Genomic DNA, 19,576 nt, shown 5'->3' with positions numbered 1-19,576 from the left:
TGGATCTGATGATATCGGGAGGCACATCAGGAATCGGGAACTCGTAACTCAGCAGCAGTGTCCCGGCCCGCATCTCCGCCTGCGCCTTGCGCCACAGGTCCGGCATCGCGGCCGGCGACAGGTAGGCGAACACGACGTCGTATGCGGACAGATCGAGCTGGTTGTAGTCGCCGCGAAGAAATCGGGCCCGGCCGCCCGCGAGCCGGCTGCGCACCCTGCTCACGAACCATGGCAGCGGCGCCAGTTCGATACCGGTGAAATGACTCTCGCCGCGAATACGGGAAAGATGCATCGGCAGACCGCCGAGGCCGCTGCCGATGTCGATGCAATGCAGCGGCCGCCCGGCAGGCAGCAACTCTGCCACTGCGCGCCATACCGCCCGCCCGGATGGATAAAACGGGACCTGCGTGCGGTGCACATTCCAGTACAGCGCGGCGAGCGAAAGGAAGACAACGAGGTAAATCCAGGAGGGAAGCTGGAGGGACTGGGCGGCCAGCAAGGCCGGCGCAAACAGGAATTGCATGATCTGCCACCACGCAGGCATCCCGGCGAGCCGCGATATCCCGGCCGCGATTGCGCCCTGCAGCAGCGCCGCCATGCCGATCGTGAGGAGGAATTGCGATTGTCCAGGCAGGAGATGGGCCGCTGCCAGCACAATCAGGAAAGAGATGCTTTGAATCGTGAGGGCCTGCAACGCAGGCAACCTGCGTCGCGCAAGTGTCATGCCCATGCTTGACCTTCGGTCCCGGACTGCCGTGCCGCCGTCAATCAGGCCGGCACCTCCGCGGATGCCGCAGCGTCTTCCTTGGCCTTTTTGGTCTTGCCGGCACGGGAAGGCATGTGGCACAGCCCGCAGACATAGTGATCGTTCAGGTCGAGATTGTGGACCACGAATTCGCCGGTGCATTTGCTGCAGCAGGCGGTGGACAGCATTTTGCTTTCGAAGAAGCGCACGAGCGTCCAGGCGCGCGTTAGCGACAGCACCGGTTCTCCGCTCGGATCGGGCTGGACCTGCTCCAGGTAAAGCTTGTAGGCCTTCATGACGGCTTCGATGCCGGAAATATGGGCGTGCTCGATCAGGTACCGATGGATATTGATAAACAATGACGAGTGAATATTTGGTTGCCAGGTGATGAACCAATCCGTGGAAAAAGGCAGCATGCCTTTCGGCGGTGATACGCCCTTGAGCTCCTTGTAGAGCTTCAGCAGCCGCTCCCGGGACAATGTGGTTTCGGATTCCAGCAACTGGAGCCGGGCGCCGAGGCGGATCAATTCGATCGCCAACTGGATTTCCTGCGCTTCGGTCACCACACTTTTCTTCGCCATGTCTCTCTCCGCTTGATTGTTCGATGCCTGTTATTTATGCGAACTTCAAACAATTTCCTCGATCGGCTGGCCCGCCATCAGAATCGCGGCATGGGAATGCGCCAGTTCACGGTCCTTGTTGTAATTGGTGAGCATGCCGAGGATGGCGCCATCATCGAAGCGGAAGCGGGCCAGCATCATGTTGGTACCTGCGAGCTTCAGGATCTGGCTGGTATTCAGTGCTTCCAGCAAGTCGGCGATTTCGCTGCTGATGCCGAGACGGAAAATTGCGGTCGCCTTGTCGGCGCGGATCATTTGCTGCGCGAGCATCAGGTAGCTAAGGTTGGCATCCCGGATTTCCGACATCATGTCATTCATGTTCATTTGGTCTCTCCCTTGTGTGCCGGTTTGCATTTATGCATCGACGATGAAATGCATTCTGCGCGCCGCCTTGAGGAGAGCAAATAGGGTTGTGTCGGTATTTTGCGTCGGACGATGATCGTCGACGCTTGTCGGTGTTTGTCCTACAAACGACCGGCAGCAGGCCTCCCGCGCTTACTTAGAAGCGCGGCGGCCCGCATGGGATATGGGTTTGCAGCGAGCCATGCTTTTCTGGTGTCGCGCCGTCTTACCCATTGGCAGAAGGGAAAGCTTGATAATAAATTCACCCGCCTGTTGTGTTTTTACCTCGTCAAACTGACATATCAGTGTTGTAAGCACGTCGTTTTTCCTGCGTCTGCCAGGAATATCGACCGCTCGTATGCAAACTTTAGGCTGGAACCGAAAAATTTTCGTGTCGGCCGCCGCCTGAGTCTTTTAACGACGGCCGAAACATCAACTTGAGGGTTTGAACAAGAAAACTTTTAAAAGTTGCCGCAGATCAGTAACAAACTGTATCCATACAGCAACTTTTTATTGCAAATGTGCCATCGGAAGCGACCTCATCCAATACTATTCGCACCATTTTGGCTCTTTCCCTCAAAAAATCCTTGTTCCGCACGGCACTTTCCGGATTCCCGCCAGTCTGTCGTGTTCCGTCGCTCCACGTACCAGCGGAGCATTGATTGATTGGCCATATGTAGGCTGACAACGGTCGATATCCCGACCTGGCTCCTGACCTACTTTCAACGAAACAGGATGAATAGATGAGCGCAGTGCTACAACCGCAGGCAGACCACTTCGACACCGCCACTATCCTTGGCGGACTTTACGGCGACGGCATCATCGGATGCAAAGGCGCTTTTGACCGGCAGTGGGTGCAGCGACTGCGGGAGGATATCGATGTGCTGTTTCAGGAAGCATTGCAGCAACCCGGCGGCGCACTCAATCGCGGTCCGAACCGGTTTTACGTGGAAGTGCATCCCGAGCGGATCCGCAGCTTTGCCGAACTCGTCACCCACCCCTGGGTGGTGGCAGTCTGCGAGGCCGTGCTCGGCCCGGACTACCGTATCGTTGAAGCCGGCTTTGACGTACCCGGTCCCGGCGCGGCAAATCAGCCCTGGCATCGCGACTTTCCCATGCCTGAAGCGACCTCCAAAGGACGCCGTCTCAATTCGCTGGCATTCAATCTGACGACGGTGGACGTCTATGAGGACATGGGACCCTTCGAGATTGCGCCAGGCACCCAGTGGGACGACTTGAGCAACTGCGGTTGCGAAAAAGGCATGTTCCCGCCGAAGTCCTATTACCATCGCTATGAGGCGCGTGCGCAGCGCAAGATGCCCAGGATGGGCGACATTTCGGCCCGCTCGGCGCTCACCATCCACCGTGGCACCGCAAACCGCTCCGACAAGTCGCGCCCGGTATTCGTACTCGGCGTGGACGCGCCGGATGCCCGCAATGCAGAACATCATGATATGCAGGTCAGCAAGGCATACTGGAACAGCTTGCCCGAGCAAGTTCGCAGGCACCTTACCTGCCGCATCGTCGATCGTCCGGAACCCATCATCCAGGTACACACCATCGAAGGCCTGACGATGGGCGTCTGAAACGACGCCCGTGATCTCTTGCTGATTCACGCCGCTGGCGGGCGCTGTTCCACAGCCCGCTAGCGGGGCGCGAGGCGCAGTGCGCCGTCTAGCCGGATCACTTCGCCATTCAACGCCAGATTCTCGGCAACGTGCAGAACCAGGGCCGCGAACTCATCCGGCTTGCCCAACCGCTTCGGAAACGGCACTGAAGCCGCGAGCGATTGCTGGAGCGATTCCGGCAAGGACTGCATCAGCGGGGTCATGAAGAGACCGGGTGCGATCGTCATGACCCGCACACCGAACTGGGCGAGATCTCTTGCCAGCGGCAGCGTCATTGACACCAGCCCGCCTTTTGAAGCCGAATAAGCGGCTTGCCCGATCTGTCCCTCATACGCGGCAACGGAAGCGGTCGAGATGATGACGCCACGCTCGCCGTCTGTCAGGGGCTCCATCGTCAGCATGTCTGCCGCAGCCTGCCGGATCATATCGAATGTCCCGACCAGATTGACCTGAACGACACGGCTGAAATCGTCCAGCGCCATCGGTTTGCCGTCCTTTCCCACCAGGCGGCCGGCACCGCCGATGCCTGCGCAATTTACGACGATGCGCGCGGAGCCGTTTTCCATCCGGGCGGCGGCGATTGCCTTTGCCACGCTGGCACTATCGGAAACGTCACATCGCACTGCAAAGCATCCGAGTTCATGCGCCAGACTTTCGGCCAATTCCATATTTACATCAAGTATTGCGACTCTGACGCCAGCTCCGGCAAGCTCCCGCGCGGTCTGGGCGCCGAGCCCCGAAGCGCCGCCTGTTACAAGAGCGGCTTTTCCATTGATATTCATCAGGCTTTCCTTTCAGGCGAAGTTGAAGATCAACATCTAGGTTGCGTCGCGATGTAGACGTTTGCTGACTAGAATAATCCAGAATCCCAAAATATAAAACTATAGTTTCTTTTTCTTAGAAAATTGCATATAGTATTCCACATCATGTGCATCAAAAGTTAGTCCCCGACCGGGAAACATAAAAACCGAACGATGGAGACAGATACAAATGACGATGGCAAATATCACGCGCGATACTGGCTTGCTCTTCGCAAAACCGGAGATGTCTGTCACGAGCCGCACCGATGGCACTACGCTGCTCGAGACGCCGCATCGCCTGGAAGACTATCCGCGCTGTATCGGCGAGGACCTGGAGCGATGGGCGCGGCTAGCACCTGACAGGCTGTTTCTTCAGGAGCGCGATGCGACAGGCCAGTGGGCCGGCCTGACGTATTCCCAGGCATTGGGACAGGTATATCGCATTGCCGCCTGGTTGCTGAAGGATGGCCGTCCGGGACCAGACCATCCGGTGGTTGTACTGTCGGATAACAGCATCGAACATGCGCTGCTGATGCTCGCCTGCCTGCACGTCGGCATTCCTTACTCCGCGCTCTCCCCCGCCTACTCTTTGGTTTCTCAGGATCACGCAAAGTTAAAAACACTGATCGCCCTGCTTGACCCCGGCCTGATTTACGTCGCCGATCCGGTCCGATACGCAGCCGCACTGGCATCCATTGAGGGTATCCATACCGCGCCGCTGGTCATCTCCGGTTATTCCATACCGTCCGCAGCGCAGCCTTCATTCCCGTCTTCACCGGCCATGCTGCCCTTCGCCGATTTACTGAGCCACGCCGATGACGATGCCGTCAAGGAGGCTTTTGCGCGGGTCGGCCCGGACACGGTGGCGAAAATTCTTTTCACCTCCGGCTCCACCGGAGATCCGAAAGGCGTGATCAATACGCAGCGCATGCTGTGCGCACCCCAGCAAAGCCTGGCGCAAATTTGGCCGTTCATGAAGAACACGCCTCCCATCCTCCTGGACTGGCTGCCGTGGAACCACACCTTCGGCGGCAATCACAATTTCAACCTGATTCTCAAGAACGGCGGCACCCTGTTCCTGGACACCGGCAAGCCGATGCCCGGAATGTTCGACGCCACCATTCGCAATCTGCGCGACGTCGCTCCTTCCCTTTACCTGAACGTGCCGCGTGCGTTCGATATGCTGGTACCGGCCTTGCGCGCCGACAGGGAATTGCGGCGCAATTTCTTTTCCCGGCTGCAGATCATTTTTTATGCCGCTGCCGCGTTGCCGCAAACCTTATGGGATGCCCTGATCGAACTGTCCACCGAAGAACTGGGTCATCCCGTGCCGATGGTGACTTCCTGGGGATCAACCGAGACCGCGCCCCTGGCGACGCATTGCAACTATCAGGCAGCCCGGTCGGGCGTCATCGGACTGCCGATTCCCGGGGTGCAGCTCAAGCTGCTGCCGAACGGCGAGAAGCTGGAAGTCCGCGTGAAGGGACCAAACGTGACACCGGGGTACTACAAGCAACCGGAATTGACGCAAAAAGCGTTCGACGAGGAAGGGTTTTATCGCATCGGCGACGCCGTGCGCTTCGTGGATAGCGCACACCCGGAATTAGGGCTCTTTTTCGACGGCCGCGTGGCGGAGGATTTCAAGCTCAGCAGCGGCACCTGGGTCAACACCGGCAAGTTGCGGGTAGGCGGCATCGAAGCGCTGGCGCCGATCGTGCAGGACATCGTCATCACCGGGCATGACCGGGATTTCGTGGGCTTCCTGATTTTCCCCAATGCGGCTGCTTGCCGGCAGCTGGCGGGACTTGCCCCGGACGCGCCGGTGGCCGAAGTGGTATCGCACCCCGCGGTAAGGCGCCATGTTGAAACAGGCATGGTGGAGATGAAGCGCAAATGGGCAGGCACATCGAATTTTCCGCAACGCGCGATCATCATGGCCGATCCGCCATCGGTGGACGGCAACGAAATCACGGACAAGGGCTATATCAACCAGGCGGCGGTGCTGCGGCGGCGCGCGGAGCTGGTCGACAGGATACATGCCCTGACGCCGGATGCCGGCGTCATTGCACTGCCATAAGGATGCAAGCAATCAAACCAAAATGACACACGAATGCCAACACGACCAACCGAAAAAAGCATGACTGATGCCGACGACTTTACGGGATCACTCGACATTGATGAACAACGCGCCGATCCGTTGTCCGAAAAAGCAACCGTCCTCACCTCGCGCCTCGGCCAGCGGGTACGCGCTGCACGCGCCGCACGCGCGCTCTCTCGCAAGCAGCTTGCCGTAGAGTCCGGCATTTCACTGCCGTACCTGTCACGCGTGGAAAAAGGCGACGGCAATGTATCCATCGGCGTGCTGCACAGGCTGGCTTTGGCGCTCAATCTTCCCATTGAGAACCTGCTTGCCGATACCGAAGGTTATGGCGCCGACTATGCGTTGATTGTCGAACTGCTGAAACGCCAGTCGCATGAAAAGCTGGGCGAAATCCGGCGAATGCTGCTTGATCAGGTGGTGGATGAGGAAGAAGCTCATGCGCCCCGCCCCCGCCGCATCGCCTTGATCGGCCTGCGCGGCGCGGGAAAATCGACGCTTGGGCCAATCCTCGCAAAACGCTTGTCCATTCCTTTCGTGGAACTCAACAAGGAAATCGAAGCGGAAGCCGGCATCAATCTCAACGAGGTGTTTATGATCTATCGCCAGGCAGGTTACCGTCGGCTGGAGCGACGCTGCCTGGAACGGGTGATCTCCACCTACCCGGAATTCGTACTGGCTACCGGTGGCGGCATCGTCACCGAACCCTCCACCTATGAGCTCCTGCTCCATTCGTTCTATTGCGTCTGGTTGCGGGCCGATCCCGAGGAGCATTACCGGCGCGTCATGGCGCAGCATGACGTGCGGATCGCCAACGAGCAACTGAAGCAGGAGGCAATGGAAAACATCACGCGATCGCTCAGCGCTCGGGAAAGCCTGTATGCGTTGGCGGCCGCGAGCGTCGAAACGACTGGCAAGTCGATCGATGCGTCTGCGGATGAAATCCTGAAGTTGATGGAAGAGCATAGGCTGTAAGCAGTGTTGAAGTACCGGTACCACGTCGTTGCAGCAAGCGGGCCTATCCGGCCTTATTCGTCGGTCATATCTATTACATTGCGTTGGAGGAAACATGGATAACAACTTGAAAAGAAGCGCGCTGGTTTTGCTCGGTGCTCTCGCCGCGTGGGGCACACCGGCCATCGCCGACATCAATATCGGCATCACCGTCAGCGCCACCGGACCGGCGGCCGCACTCGGCATCCCGGAGCGCAATACCGTCGCGCTTTTTCCGACGACCATCGAAGGCGAAAAGATCAATTTCATCGTTCTCGATGACGGAACCGACCCGACGCAGGCAAGCAAGAACGCCCGCAAATTTGTCGCGGAACACAATGTCGACCTGATTATCGGTTCGTCATCCGTACCACCGGCACTGGCAGTGGCCGAGATCGCAAACGAAACGCAGACCCCGCAGGTGGCATTGGCGCCGATCGAAGTGACCGGGCCGAAGAACACATGGGTATTCCGCGTCCCGCAGCATAACGCGGTGATGGCGCAGTCCCTGGCGCAGCATATGAAAACCAACAACGTCAAAACGCTTGGCTTCATCGGCTATACCGACGGCTACGGCGAAGGCTGGCTACGTGAAATGACCAAGGCGGCGGAAGCGGCCGGCATCAAGCTGATCGCTGTCGAGCGCTTCAACCGCACCGATACCAGCGTGACGGCGCAAGCGCTGAAACTGGTCTCGGCGAAGCCGGACGCCATTCTCGTCGTCGCGTCGGGAACACCATCGGCCATGCCGCAGCTTGCCGTGCTCGACCGCGGGTTCAAGGGCCAGATCTATCAGACGCACGGGACGGCAACCAAGGAATTCATGCGCGTCGGAGGCAAGGCTGTTGAAGGCACCATTCTGCCCGTCGGACCGGTGGTCGTCGCCAACCAGCTTCCCGATAGCCATCCATCGAAGAAGGTCGGGCTGGAATATGTCAAGAAATACGAAGAAAAGAACGGGCCGGGATCGTTTTCGTCTTTCGGCGCCCATGCGTACGATGCCTATCTTCTCTTTGCAGCCGCCGCACCGGCAGCACTGAAGAAAGGAAAGCCGGGCACGCCGGAATTCAGGCAGGCGTTACGTGATGGGATGGAAACCCAGCGCGAGATCGTCGGCACGCATGGCGTGTTCAACATGACGTCGAACGACCATTTCGGCCATGATGCCCGCTCCCGGGTATTGGTACGGGTGGAGAACGGCGACTGGAAGCTTCTGGACGCCAAGTGATGTAGCGGCCGATGCAGTTGCATCGGCCAATGACGAACAAAAGCCCCGCATGGGGCTTTTTGCTTTTCAGACGACATCGGGACCCGGCCGGGCGCTTCTGCGGGCTCGAATAACACGCCATCGGTCCCCAGGCGAATACCGCTCGGATCTTGATCATCCAAAGCGTGGCAAGCGGTGACCCGATACAGGCGAACTAGTGTGTATTCAATCGTTGCTCTCCCCTGCGGTTCACGTCGCATCCCTGTCCCAGGGCGCAAGTTCGCCGCGAAAGCGTTGCACCAGGAACTCCAGCAGGTGATGCAGAGCAAGCGGCCGATGGCGCCGTGACAGATACACGGCATGTATGCCCAGCGGCTCGGGCGCATAGTCAGGCAGAAGACGGACCAGTGCGCCACTACGAAGATCATTGCCGACATAATAGGTCGGCAGCATGCCCACTCCTGCCCCCTCCAGGACCGCACGGCGAAGGATCGAGGTTTCATTGGTGAACAGGGTGCCGGTCAACGGAAATTCGACGGATTGACCCTGATACCGGAACCGGTATTGCGCCCCGGCCCCGAAAGCGTGGGTTATGAATCGATGCGCCTTCAACGACTCCAGGCTGTCCGGGCGGCCGTACCGTTCGATGTACCTGGAAGACGCGCACAGCACCGACCGGCATTGCGCCAGCGGCCGCGCAACGACAGCGGGGTCAAGGGAGTTGGTGATCCGTACCGCGAGATCGATCCTGTCCTCAACCAAATCCACAGCTCGGTCGGTTGCCAGCAATTCCACCTGCACACGCGGATGCAAGTTCTGAAAATCCACGATCGCCGTCGTCAATTGCGCTTCGGCGAACGAAGCGGAGGTGGCAATGCGCAGCTTGCCTTCGGGCTCCCGGTTGCGGTTGCCGGCCAGATGCTGCACGTCTTCCGCGATTTCCAGCAAATGACGGCATGACGTCAGGACCGCCTCCCCGGCATCGGTCAGGCCGATCCGCCTGGTGGTCCGGTGCAGCAGCCGGGCACCCACCCAGCCTTCCATCGCGGCCAGATAGCGGCTGACCATCGCCGGTGACATTTCCAGCCGCTCCGCAGTCCGGGTGAGACTGCCACGCTCGGCCACCTCGACAAAAACGCGGGCTGCGGTGAGTCGGTCCATTCAACATCTCCATATCATCGATTTATACAAAAATCATTTGCAGAAATGACAGTTTATCTACTCGAATGGTCGGAATAAAGTTGATCTTGCATTTCAACTACCTCACTTTGGAGATCACCATGTTTTCGCCGATCAAGCTCGCAGGGCTCGTCATTCCCGTTCTGACTTTCGGTATTGTTCCCGCCGGCGATGCAGTCGCACAGGGCACGCAACCGCTTACCCTGAAAGTGCATAACGCCGAGGCGTCCAGCTTCCATGTCAATTCCGTCGTCGTCAGCGGCAAAACCGAGGCACTGGTGATCGATGCCGGTTTTTCCCGCGCCGATGCGCTTCGTATCGCCGCCAACGTGCTCGATACCGGCAAGACGCTCAAGACCATCTTCATCAGCAATGCGGACCCGGACTACTACTTCGGCGCCGAAACGCTGAAGACCCTGTTTCCCCAGGCGCAGGTGCTGACCACGCCGGCCGTACGTGAAAAAATCCGGTCCAAGATGGCCGGCAAGCTCGCCTTTTGGGGGCCGAAGATGGGTGCCAACGCACCACGGCAACCGGTCCTTCCTGACGAGACAAAGGACACCGCGTTGATGGTGGACGGCGAGACCATCGAAGTCCGCGGCACGACCGGACAACTGGCACACCGCCCCTACCTTTGGATCCCATCGATCAAAGCCATCGTCGGAAACATCGCGGTATTCGGCAACCTGCATGTGTGGACAGCCGATACGCAGAAAGCCGAAGAACGCCAGGCGTGGCTTTCCCAGCTCGACGAAATGGAAGCGCTCAAGCCACTGGTCGTCGTACCGGGGCACATGGCGTCAGGCACCCTGCTCGATGTCTCCAATATCGCCTATACCCGCGACTACCTGCGGCGCTTCGATACCGAATCGGCGAAGGCCGGGAACGCTGCCGAACTCATCGAAGCGATGAAACGGAGTTATCCGCAGGCAGGCCTTGGGATGGCGCTTGATATCGGCGCCAAAGTGAATAAAGGCGAGATGCAATGGTGAGTCATGATGACGTTCACGAATGACCCGGGGATCCCTGGGGACTTAAGGAGGTCAACCCGGTCGGCTCCTGCGTGGAGTCGACCCACCGCCGTCAGCCGAAGAACGCCACCGTGCCGGCCGCGCTGGCTGCTCAGCCTCTCACCTGTTCCAGGACCATGGCGCCACGGCCTGTCCTTCCGGTGTTGACGCAGAAAACGCCTCGGCGACGAAGTCGACGAATGCACGCACCCGCGCGGCCGTCTGCACCTCATACGGAAATACGGCATAGATGTCGGCCGCCGGCGTCAGCCAGTTTGGCAGCACCTGCCGCAGCCGGCCACTCTGAAGATACTTGGCAATGTCCCATTCCGCCCGCATCAGGAGTCCGTGACCTTCCAGCGCCCAGTTCACTGCAATCTCTCCGTCGTTGGTGCTCAGCGTCCCGCGGACCTTGACCGTCTGCGTGCGTTGCCCGGACTTCAGATGCCAGATGCCATACCCCTCCTCGCCTTGCCTGATGCCGATGCAATTGTGCTGCTCAAGGTCACTGGGAACGCGGGGTGTCCCACGCTGCTCAAGGTAAGCCGGCGCACCGCAGATGAGCCGGCGGTTCGACGCAATGTGCCGGGCGATGACCCGCGCGTCGGGTGGCTCGCCAAAGCGGATGCAGACATCGTAGGCATCATCGACCAGCATCGGCGGGTTGACGGTCAGCTGCAACTGGACCTCGACTTCCGGATAGCGCCTGACGAAACCGGACACGAGAGGCGCGATATGGCTCCGCCCAAAACCGAGCGTCGCGTTGACCCGCAGCAATCCTTTCGGCGCGGAGACCGCATTTGTAATCATGCGCTCCATGTCGTCAATTTCGGCAAGGATGCGGCGGGCGTTGGCCAGATACATTTCGCCTTCCGGCGTGAGGCCGATGCGCCGGGTCGTCCTGTGCAGCAGGCGGGCACCGAGCCGCGCTTCGAGCTGGCTCATGCGTTTGCTGACCGCCGCCGTGGTCACATCGAGTTCGCGAGCAGCCGCGGAAAAGCTTCCCGCACGCACCAGCATGCTGAAAAACGCCATCTCCGACGGCGCAGTGGTTGGGGTCGACATTGTTAACTCAAAGTTGATAATGGTTCAACTTTAGCTCGCTGTTTTGATCCGTGCAATCCGTATAGTGGGCGTCCATTGCAACTCTTACATGAGACGACCCATGAAAACCTACAAGGTAGCGTGCATCCCCGGCGACGGCATTGGCAAGGAAGTCATCCCCGCCGGCCAAACCGTGCTGGAAACGCTGGCAGCCACCCAAAACGCTTTCCGCTTTGACTTTACTTCCTATGGATGGGGCGGCGACTGGTTTCGCCAGCACGGGGAAATGATGCCCGCAGACGGGCTCGATGCACTACGCGATAAGGATGCCATCCTTTTCGGTTCCGCCGGCGATCCCGACATCCCGGACCATGTCACGTTATGGGGTTTGCGCCTCAAGATTTGCCAGGGATTTGATCAGTATGCCAACGTACGGCCGACGCGCATCCTTCCCGGAATCGACGCGCCATTGAAGCGCTGCAGGCCCGAAGACCTCAACTGGGTGATCGTGCGCGAGAACTCCGAGGGTGAGTATGCCGGTGTCGGCGGCAGGGCTCATCAGGGCCACCCGATTGAAGTCGCCACCGATCTTTCCGTCATGACGCGCGCAGGAGTGGAACGCATCATGCGCTACGCGTTCACGCTGGCACAGTCGCGTCCGCGCAAACTGCTGACCGTCGTGACCAAGTCGAATGCACAGCGCCATGCAATGGTGATGTGGGACGAGATCGCGCTGCAGGTTTCCAGGGAATTCCCGGATGTGAAGTGGGACAAGGAACTGGTGGACGCGGCCACTGCGCGCATGGTGAACCGTCCCGCGTCACTCGACACCCTGGTCGCGACCAATCTTCATGCCGACATCCTGAGTGATCTGGCAGCCGCGCTGGCCGGCAGCCTCGGTATCGCCCCGACCGGCAACATCGACCCGGAGCGTCGCTATCCCAGCATGTTCGAGCCGATTCACGGCTCCGCCTTCGACATCATGGGCAAGGGCCTCGCCAATCCGGTCGGCACATTCTGGAGCTGCGTGATGCTGCTGGAGCATCTCGGCGAAAATCAGGCGGCGAAGACATTGATGGACGCCGTCGAGCAGGTTACCGCCAACCCCGCTCTTCATACCGGCGACCTCGGCGGCAAGGCCACCACCGCCCAGGTGACCGACGCTGTATGCAGTCGCATTCGCGCCGGTGCTGCCGGCGCCAAGGCCGCATAAGAAAACCGATGGCTGAAAAGCCTCATGCCCCATCAGGAGACAAGCATGCGTACTATGATTCATCAGATCACTCCCCTACTTCAGGCCGGCATCCTCACTGCCGGAATGATTTCCGGCGCCGCGTTCGCACAATCCTGGCCGACCAAACCGGTCACCCTGGTCGTGCCGTTCGCCACCGGCGGCACGACGGACGCCCTTGCCCGCGCCGTCGGACAGGAATTGTCCAAGAGCCTCGGACAATCCGTAATTGTGGAGAACAAAGGCGGCGCCGGAGCGACCCTCGGGGCGGACCAGGTCGCCAAGGCAAAACCCGACGGTCACACCTTGCTCGTCGGCGCGGTACATCACACCATTGCCAGCAGTGTGTACAAGAAGCTGGGATACGATTTCCAGAAAGACTTCGCGCCGGTCACCACGCTGGCCCTGGTACCAAACGTACTGGTGGTCGGCCCGGGCATGCCGGCAAAAACCGTCGCGGAACTAGTGGCGCTGGCCAAGGCGTCCCCTGGCAAGTACACCTATGGCTCGAATGGTACCGGCACCGGCCAGCACCTGATCGGCGCGCAATTTGAAGGGATGGCCGGCGTGCAGCTGCTGCATGTGCCGTACAAGGGGAGCGGTCCGTTGACCATTGATCTCCTGGGTGGCCAGGTCGACATGTCCTTTGACACCATCACGCCGGTACTGTCTCACATCAAGGCCGGCAAGCTGCGCCCGCTGGCAGTCACCACGGCGAAACGCTCGCCATCACTGCCGGATGTGCCGACACTGAACGAAGCGGGTCTGAAGGGCTTCGATCAGGGGACATGGTTTGGCATACTTGCGCCGGCAGCCACGCCGAAGGACATTGTCGCGCGCCTGAACACCGAGATCGTGAAGATCGTCAAATCGCCGGATTTCAGGAAGAAGATGGAGGACATGGGCGCGGAGCCAATCGGAAACACCCAAGCTGAAATGGCCGCCCAGATCAAGAACGACACCGAGCGTTTTGCAAAGCTGGTTAAGGAAGCCAACGTAACGATCGATTAGTGGAGGTCGGCAATTGCCCGCAGGTGCATCGACGGTGAGGATGGTGCGCTTCAAATCCCGATCGCATGCTGTGCATGCTCCCGTCACCGCAAAAAAAAAGCCCCATGCGGGGCTTTTGTTTTCTGGCGGAGACGGAGGGATTCGAACCCTCGATACAGGTTTAAGCCCATATGCTTCCTTAGCAGGGAAGTGCCTTCGACCACTCGGCCACGTCTCCACACGTCAGGCTGCAAGTCCAACCTGTCGGAGCCACGCATGATAGCTTTTCATGCGCGTCAGGTCAATGAAACTATGCGTTCAGTTAAGATTTATCAACCTTTTTCGAGGTCGAATGCCTTGTGCAATGCACGTACCGCCAGCTCCATGTATTTTTCGTCGATCAAAACTGAGATCTTGATTTCGGAGGTGGAGATCATTTGAATGTTGATCCCCTCTTCCGACAACGTACGGAACATCTGGGAAGCGATGCCCACGTGGCTGCGCATGCCGACGCCGACCACTGACACTTTCGACACTTTCGTGTCGCCATTGATGTTTGCCGCGCCGATATGCTCTTTCACGCTCTTGTTCAGGACATCCATCGCCTTCGCATATTCGCCGCGTGGCACGGTGAAGGTGAAATCGGTCTTGCCGTCGACCGACTGGTTCTGAATGATCATGTCGACTTCGACGTTGGCATCCGCGATCGGTCCAAGAATCTGGTAAGCGATACCCGGCCGGTCCGGCACGCCAAGCACGGTGACTTTGGCTTCATCGCGATTGAACGCAATACCGGAAATGACTGCTTGTTCCATGTGTGTATCTTCCTCAAACGAAATCAGGGTGCCGGAATTCGCTTCTTCTTCCAGCGACATCAGCGGGTCGGTGAGCGACGACAGTACGCGCGTCGGCACCTTGTAGTTGCCGGCAAATTCGACGGACCGGATCTGCAGCACCTTTGATCCGAGCGACGCCAGCTCGAGCATCTCTTCGAATGTGACCGTTTTCAGTCGACGAGCCTCGGTGACCACGCGCGGATCGGTGGTGTAGACGCCATCGACGTCGGTGTAGATGAGGCATTCCGCAGCCTTCAGCGCCGCAGCCACCGCGACAGCGGAAGTATCCGAGCCACCGCGCCCCAATGTCGAAATGTTGCCCTTGTCGTCCACGCCCTGGAAGCCGGTAATGATGACAATACGGCCAGCGTCGAGATCGCGACGGACCTTCGCGTCGTCGATCGATTGAATGCGTGCCTTGGTATAGGCGGAATCGGTCTTGATGGGCACCTGCCAGCCGGCATAGGAGACCGCCTGCTTGCCGATGGACTGTAGCGCCATCGACAGCAGCGCTACGGATACCTGCTCGCCCGTGGAGGCAAGCATATCGAGCTCCCTCGGATCCGGCTGCGGCATGATTTCCTTGGCAAGCGCAATCAAGCGGTTGGTTTCACCGGACATTGCCGATGGCACAACCACGATCTGATGACCGGCGTCATGCCATTTTGCAACGCGTTTTGCGACATTCTTGATGCGTTCGGTCGAACCCATCGATGTGCCGCCATACTTGTGGACGATTAAAGCCATAGAGTGTGAAAGGGGGAAGGCCTGAAAAATGACGTAAAACGAATTACGCAAAGCGAGAAAAACAACCTTTTAGTCTACCTGCTGCCATCGGATATGACAAGCAGCAATTTATAGGCCCACGCGTTGCGCCGCGATGAGAAGTGTCCTGTGGTCAGGCTTTCATGTGTTGCCAGCGAAGCCGGATACGCCGAACGTCCGAATCACCGAACAAATGGCAATCCATACCGATGCCTGCGGCAAATACAAGCCGGTCGCCAATGTCGACCACCGGCAGGCGTTCTCTTTCCCACGCGGGAATATCGAGCGCCTGATAATGTTGTTTCAAGCTGCGTGTCGGCCGGTTTGACGCCGGCTTCAGCCTCTCCCCGCCCGATCGATATCGTATTCGCAAGGTTTGTTCAGCGAGCCAAAGTGCATCGATGCCCTCTTCCGCCTCATCGAAATACAGCGTGCCCTGAAACTGCGGGAACGCCATCTTCGATTGTCCATTCCAGCGGAAACCGATCGGCAGCATTTCTTCGGCCGCCTCAATCCTTCGATCGATCAGAAACGCATGGCCGCGATGCCGTCGAATTTCACAGTCGGGATGCTTGATGCAGACCTGCGCGTCTTCCTTTGCCTTGAATAGCTGCATGCGCATCTCGCGCAGCCATGCAGTGCTGGGCATCCGCACGCCGCGTGACGAGATCCAGTGGCGCAGCATATTGTCGATTCGGTCATCACTGAGCAGGCGGAGCCGGCGCAAATCGATCCGCTCTTCGTTGAGACAGTGGGCCAGATCCAGGGCGGCGAACTCATCGAGAAGACGCTGCGCGGATTGCGCATGCCCAGCCGTCCGCGCGAGCCGCTTCTCGAATCCCGGGAAGCAAGTTGCCAGCGCAGGCATGACGTGATGACGAAGTGCATTGCGGGCAAAACTCGGATCGGCGTTTGATTCGTCTTCGATGAATTCGATACCACGTGTGCTGGCAATGAATTCGAGCTGAGACCGGGAAAACGCCAGGAGAGGACGAGCGATCAAAAGATGCGGGTCGCCCAGCAATGCCGGCGCCGTATTCAATGCTTCCATGGCAGACAACCCGGCGATGCCCGAGCCCCGCAGCAATTGCAGCAGAACCGTTTCCGCCTGGTCGTCCTGGTGATGCGCGGTCAGCAGCAAGGGAACGTTATGCTTACGACACAGCTCGCCCAGCGCAGCATAGCGGCTGTTGCGTGCGGCCTCTTCGATGCCAGTCTTGTCGCTCCCGGCCAATTGCACTTCACGCGCATCAAACACGATGTCTTGTGCCACGCATTTTCCCGCGCAGTGTTCAAGCCACCGGGATGCGTTCATGCTGATCCCATGATTGATATGAAATGCGAACAAGCTGATGCGATGCGCAGCCGCATAATCGCGCGCAAGGCTCAACAGAACCGATGAATCAAGCCCGCCACTATAGGCGACGGCCATCTTCGCATCCGTGCCTGAAACGCAAACGCGCGCCAGGATGTCTCCCAGCGCGCGTTCGAATGCAGCGGTAATTTGTACTATCGAATGAATCGCCACATCTTATTCCGGTGACGAAATTTCCTTGAAGCGCCCGTAGCTCATCAGTTTTTCATGGCGTGCAGCGAGCAGATCCTTGGTTTTCACTCCCTGGAACTGGCGCATGGTGTCCGCCAATGCGCGCTTGAGCAGCGCAGCCATCTGCTTCGGGTCGCGATGGGCGCCGCCGAGCGGTTCATTGACGATCTTGTCGATAAGGTTCAACGCCTTGAGTCGATGCGCGGTCAACCCAAGGGCTTCCGCGGCGTCGGCGGCCCTCTCCGATGTTTTCCAGAGAATCGATGCACAGCCTTCGGGAGAAATAACGGAATAGGTCGCGTACTGCAGCATCAGAACCGCATCGCCGACGGCGATCGCCAGAGCGCCGCCCGAACCACCTTCACCGATGATGGTGGCGATGAGCGGAACCTTCAGTTCGGCCATGACGTACAGGTTGTGACCGATCGCTTCAGACTGTCCGCGTTCCTCGGCATCGATGCCGGGAAAAGCGCCGGGCGTGTCGACGAAGGTAAAGACCGGCAGGCCGAATTTTTCCGCCAGCTTCATGAGGCGCATTGCCTTGCGATACCCTTCCGGCTTCGGCATGCCGAAATTACGCATCGCGCGCTCCTTGGTATCTCTCCCCTTCTGGTGGCCGATCACCATGCATGCCTGGCCATTGAAGCGAGCCAGACCGCCGACAATCGACAGGTCGTCAGCATAAGTGCGATCACCGTGCAATTCATGGAAATCGGTGAATATTTCATTCACATAATCCATCGTGTACGGGCGCTGCGGATGCCGCGCGATCTGGGAAACCTGCCAAGGCGTCAGCTTTGCATAAATGTCTTTGGTCAGCTGCTGGCTTTTTTTGGAAAGACGGTCGATCTCTTCGGAAATGTCGACGGCAGAATCATCCTGCACGAACCGCAACTCGTCGATCTTGCTTTCAAGTTCTGCAATTGGCTGCTCAAAAGCAAGAAAACTCGTTTTACTCATCGTGCCTCCGCATATCCCGGATAAGGATAAAAATCAGTTGTTTATTTTACAGGGACGGGAGTCGTATCGAGGCTGCGCCACAGATACCACGTCGCGACCGTCCGCCAAGGCTCCCAGTTCGCCGCGACTTCGCGCGCATCGCTTCGGGATACCGGCTCGCCAGAGAAATAATTGACACTGATGCCTCTTAGCAAACCCACATCGTCCAGCGGCAGGATATTGGGGCGAAGCAAATTAAATATCAAAAACATCTCCGCTGTCCAGCGTCCGATGCCACGGATTTGGGTCAGGTCAGTAATGACATTTTCATCGTCCATGTCTGCCCATTGGTCAACATGAACGCGCCTGGCCTTGAAGTGCTCGGCGAGATCGGTGATGTACTCCGCCTTTCGCTTCGACAACCCGCATGCAGCCAGCTTTTCATTGCCTGCTTTTAGAATCTGGGCAGGCGTACATGTCGGGCACACTTCAAGGAGACGCAACCAGATGGTCTCGGCCGCCTTGACGGAAATCTGTTGTGAAAGTATCGAACGCACCAGGGTGGTAAAAGGCTCGCTTCGGCCAACGAGGTGCAAGTCGCCGAATTGAGGAATCAGGCGCCGCATGATGCGGTCGCGCTTCATCAGTTCTTCCTTGGCATCCTGCCAATAGGCAGGGACGCAAGATGCCGGCTCAGCCGATTTAAGCTTCGCCATGGAATCAAGCCCTTCGCCATTCGGTCAAGCCGCCGGGCTTGTCTTCCAGCACGATGCCGGCTGCAAGCAGGCTTGCCCGGATGCTGTCAGCCTCGGCAAAGTTTTTTGCCTTTTTCGCCGCGGCCCTGGCTTCGATCCGGCTCACGATGTCCGCTTCCGCCAATCCACCGCCAACATCGCTACCGGGAGTCGCATGCAGGAATTCCTGCGGATCGCGTTGAAGCAGTCCAATCGTCGCGCCAAGTTGTTTGAGCTGCCGGGCAAGTGCGGGGGATTTCGTCCGATTGATTTCATTCGCCAAGTCGAACAGGACAGCCATCCCGATCGGGCTATTGAAATCATCGTTCATTGCATCGGCGAAGCGGATTGCATGGGCCTCGTTTTCATCAAGCGGCAGATTGTCCGGCGGCGAATCCTTGAGTGCGGTATAGAGCCGGGTCAGGGCCTGGCGCGCATCATCGAGATGAGCGTCCGAATAATTGAGCGGGCTGCGATAATGCGCGCGCAATATGAAGAACCGCACTACTTCCGCGTCATACTTTTTCAGAACATCCCGGATGGTGAAGAAATTGCCGAGCGACTTCGACATTTTTTCATTGTCGACCCGCACGAAACCATTGTGCATCCAATAATTGACGAATGTGCCGCCGTGCGCGCCTTCGGATTGGGCAATTTCATTTTCATGATGAGGAAATTGCAGATCCTGGCCGCCGCCGTGGATATCGAAATGCTCGCCCAGCAACTCGCATCCCATCGCAGAACATTCGATATGCCATCCCGGTCTGCCGCTGCCCCATTGCGACGCCCATTTCACTTCCTCGGGCTCGGATTCCTTCGCAGCCTTCCACAGCACAAAGTCGAGGGGATCGCGTTTGCCAGTATTCAGG

18 protein-coding genes and 1 tRNA gene are annotated in these 19,576 nt (G+C 58.5%); 7 read left to right on the top strand and 12 right to left on the bottom strand.

Annotation, left to right across the window (positions count from 1 at the left end):
- The 3 genes from V7080_RS11115 to flhD form a co-directional block, all read right to left on the bottom strand.
- Positions 1-730 (bottom strand): class I SAM-dependent methyltransferase (locus tag V7080_RS11115; protein ID WP_334188461.1); only part of this gene is annotated, 730 nt, incomplete at its 3' end.
- Between the two features lie 38 nt (positions 731-768).
- On the bottom strand, positions 769-1,326 hold the full coding sequence (gene flhC, locus V7080_RS11110) for a flagellar transcriptional regulator FlhC (protein WP_334188460.1): 558 nt from the start codon (positions 1,324-1,326) through the stop codon (positions 769-771).
- Between the two features lie 45 nt (positions 1,327-1,371).
- Positions 1,372-1,689 (bottom strand): flagellar transcriptional regulator FlhD, encoded by a 318-nt coding sequence (gene flhD / locus V7080_RS11105; RefSeq protein WP_334188459.1) that lies wholly within the window; start codon positions 1,687-1,689, stop codon positions 1,372-1,374.
- Positions 1,690-2,450: 761 nt separating this feature from the next.
- On the opposite strand from flhD, the gene V7080_RS11100 reads away from it, so the two are divergent.
- Positions 2,451-3,293, top strand: a complete 843-nt coding sequence (locus tag V7080_RS11100; RefSeq protein ID WP_334188458.1) for a phytanoyl-CoA dioxygenase family protein — start codon at positions 2,451-2,453, stop codon at positions 3,291-3,293.
- 59 nt (positions 3,294-3,352) lie between these two features.
- Here V7080_RS11100 and V7080_RS11095 read toward each other — a convergent pair whose 3' ends face one another.
- Positions 3,353-4,117, bottom strand: coding sequence for an SDR family NAD(P)-dependent oxidoreductase (locus V7080_RS11095; protein ID WP_334188457.1), 765 nt, complete (start codon positions 4,115-4,117; stop codon positions 3,353-3,355).
- A gap of 208 nt (positions 4,118-4,325) precedes the next feature.
- Between V7080_RS11095 and V7080_RS11090 the strand changes: the two genes are divergently transcribed.
- From V7080_RS11090 to V7080_RS11080, 3 genes are all read left to right on the top strand, one after another.
- Positions 4,326-6,212 (top strand): feruloyl-CoA synthase, encoded by a 1,887-nt coding sequence (locus V7080_RS11090; RefSeq protein ID WP_334188456.1) that lies wholly within the window; start codon positions 4,326-4,328, stop codon positions 6,210-6,212.
- A gap of 60 nt (positions 6,213-6,272) precedes the next feature.
- Positions 6,273-7,208 (top strand): shikimate kinase, encoded by a 936-nt coding sequence (locus V7080_RS11085; protein WP_334188455.1) that lies wholly within the window; start codon positions 6,273-6,275, stop codon positions 7,206-7,208.
- A 94-nt stretch (positions 7,209-7,302) separates the two neighbouring features.
- Positions 7,303-8,454, top strand: coding sequence for an ABC transporter substrate-binding protein (locus V7080_RS11080; RefSeq protein WP_334188454.1), 1,152 nt, complete (start codon positions 7,303-7,305; stop codon positions 8,452-8,454).
- A gap of 228 nt (positions 8,455-8,682) precedes the next feature.
- Here the strand turns inward: V7080_RS11080 and V7080_RS11075 are convergent, their stop codons facing one another.
- Positions 8,683-9,594, bottom strand: coding sequence for a LysR family transcriptional regulator (locus tag V7080_RS11075; RefSeq protein WP_334188453.1), 912 nt, complete (start codon positions 9,592-9,594; stop codon positions 8,683-8,685).
- A gap of 119 nt (positions 9,595-9,713) precedes the next feature.
- Here V7080_RS11075 and V7080_RS11070 point away from each other — a divergent pair, with 119 nt between their 5' ends.
- Positions 9,714-10,604 carry an MBL fold metallo-hydrolase gene (locus V7080_RS11070; RefSeq protein WP_334188452.1) on the top strand — a complete coding sequence of 297 codons (891 nt, stop codon included), beginning with the start codon at positions 9,714-9,716 and terminating at the stop codon, positions 10,602-10,604.
- A gap of 138 nt (positions 10,605-10,742) precedes the next feature.
- Here the strand turns inward: V7080_RS11070 and V7080_RS11065 are convergent, their stop codons facing one another.
- Positions 10,743-11,687, bottom strand: coding sequence for a LysR substrate-binding domain-containing protein (locus V7080_RS11065; RefSeq protein ID WP_334188451.1), 945 nt, complete (start codon positions 11,685-11,687; stop codon positions 10,743-10,745).
- 100 nt (positions 11,688-11,787) lie between these two features.
- Here V7080_RS11065 and V7080_RS11060 point away from each other — a divergent pair, with 100 nt between their 5' ends.
- Positions 11,788-12,879, top strand: a complete 1,092-nt coding sequence (locus V7080_RS11060) for a tartrate dehydrogenase (protein ID WP_334188450.1) — start codon at positions 11,788-11,790, stop codon at positions 12,877-12,879.
- A gap of 105 nt (positions 12,880-12,984) precedes the next feature.
- The gene (locus V7080_RS11055) at positions 12,985-13,908 is read left to right on the top strand and encodes a Bug family tripartite tricarboxylate transporter substrate binding protein (RefSeq protein ID WP_442947214.1); all 924 of its coding nucleotides are present in this window, start codon (positions 12,985-12,987) and stop codon (positions 13,906-13,908) included.
- 123 nt (positions 13,909-14,031) lie between these two features.
- Here V7080_RS11055 and V7080_RS11050 read toward each other — a convergent pair.
- From V7080_RS11050 to V7080_RS11025, 6 genes are all read right to left on the bottom strand, one after another.
- A tRNA-Ser gene (locus tag V7080_RS11050) sits at positions 14,032-14,125 on the bottom strand.
- A 94-nt stretch (positions 14,126-14,219) separates the two neighbouring features.
- Positions 14,220-15,470 (bottom strand): aspartate kinase, encoded by a 1,251-nt coding sequence (locus tag V7080_RS11045; protein ID WP_334188448.1) that lies wholly within the window; start codon positions 15,468-15,470, stop codon positions 14,220-14,222.
- A gap of 151 nt (positions 15,471-15,621) precedes the next feature.
- Positions 15,622-16,920 (bottom strand): tRNA lysidine(34) synthetase TilS, encoded by a 1,299-nt coding sequence (gene tilS / locus V7080_RS11040; RefSeq protein WP_334188462.1) that lies wholly within the window; start codon positions 16,918-16,920, stop codon positions 15,622-15,624.
- 99 nt (positions 16,921-17,019) lie between these two features.
- Entirely contained in the window at positions 17,020-17,994 is a 975-nt protein-coding gene (locus tag V7080_RS11035; protein WP_334188447.1) for an acetyl-CoA carboxylase carboxyltransferase subunit alpha, read from the bottom strand.
- Positions 17,995-18,035: 41 nt separating this feature from the next.
- Positions 18,036-18,689, bottom strand: a complete 654-nt coding sequence (locus V7080_RS11030) for a DNA-3-methyladenine glycosylase family protein (protein WP_334188446.1) — start codon at positions 18,687-18,689, stop codon at positions 18,036-18,038.
- 4 nt (positions 18,690-18,693) lie between these two features.
- Positions 18,694-19,576, bottom strand: an 883-nt coding sequence (locus V7080_RS11025) for a DALR domain-containing protein (protein ID WP_334188445.1), incomplete at its 5' end; no start/stop codon positions are given.

Origin of the sequence: Noviherbaspirillum sp., assembly GCF_036846085.1 — a bacterium.
In the GTDB taxonomy this organism is placed as follows: Bacteria; Pseudomonadota; Gammaproteobacteria; order Burkholderiales; family Burkholderiaceae_D; genus Noviherbaspirillum.
This window is presented reverse-complemented; position numbering and strand designations above follow the sequence as displayed.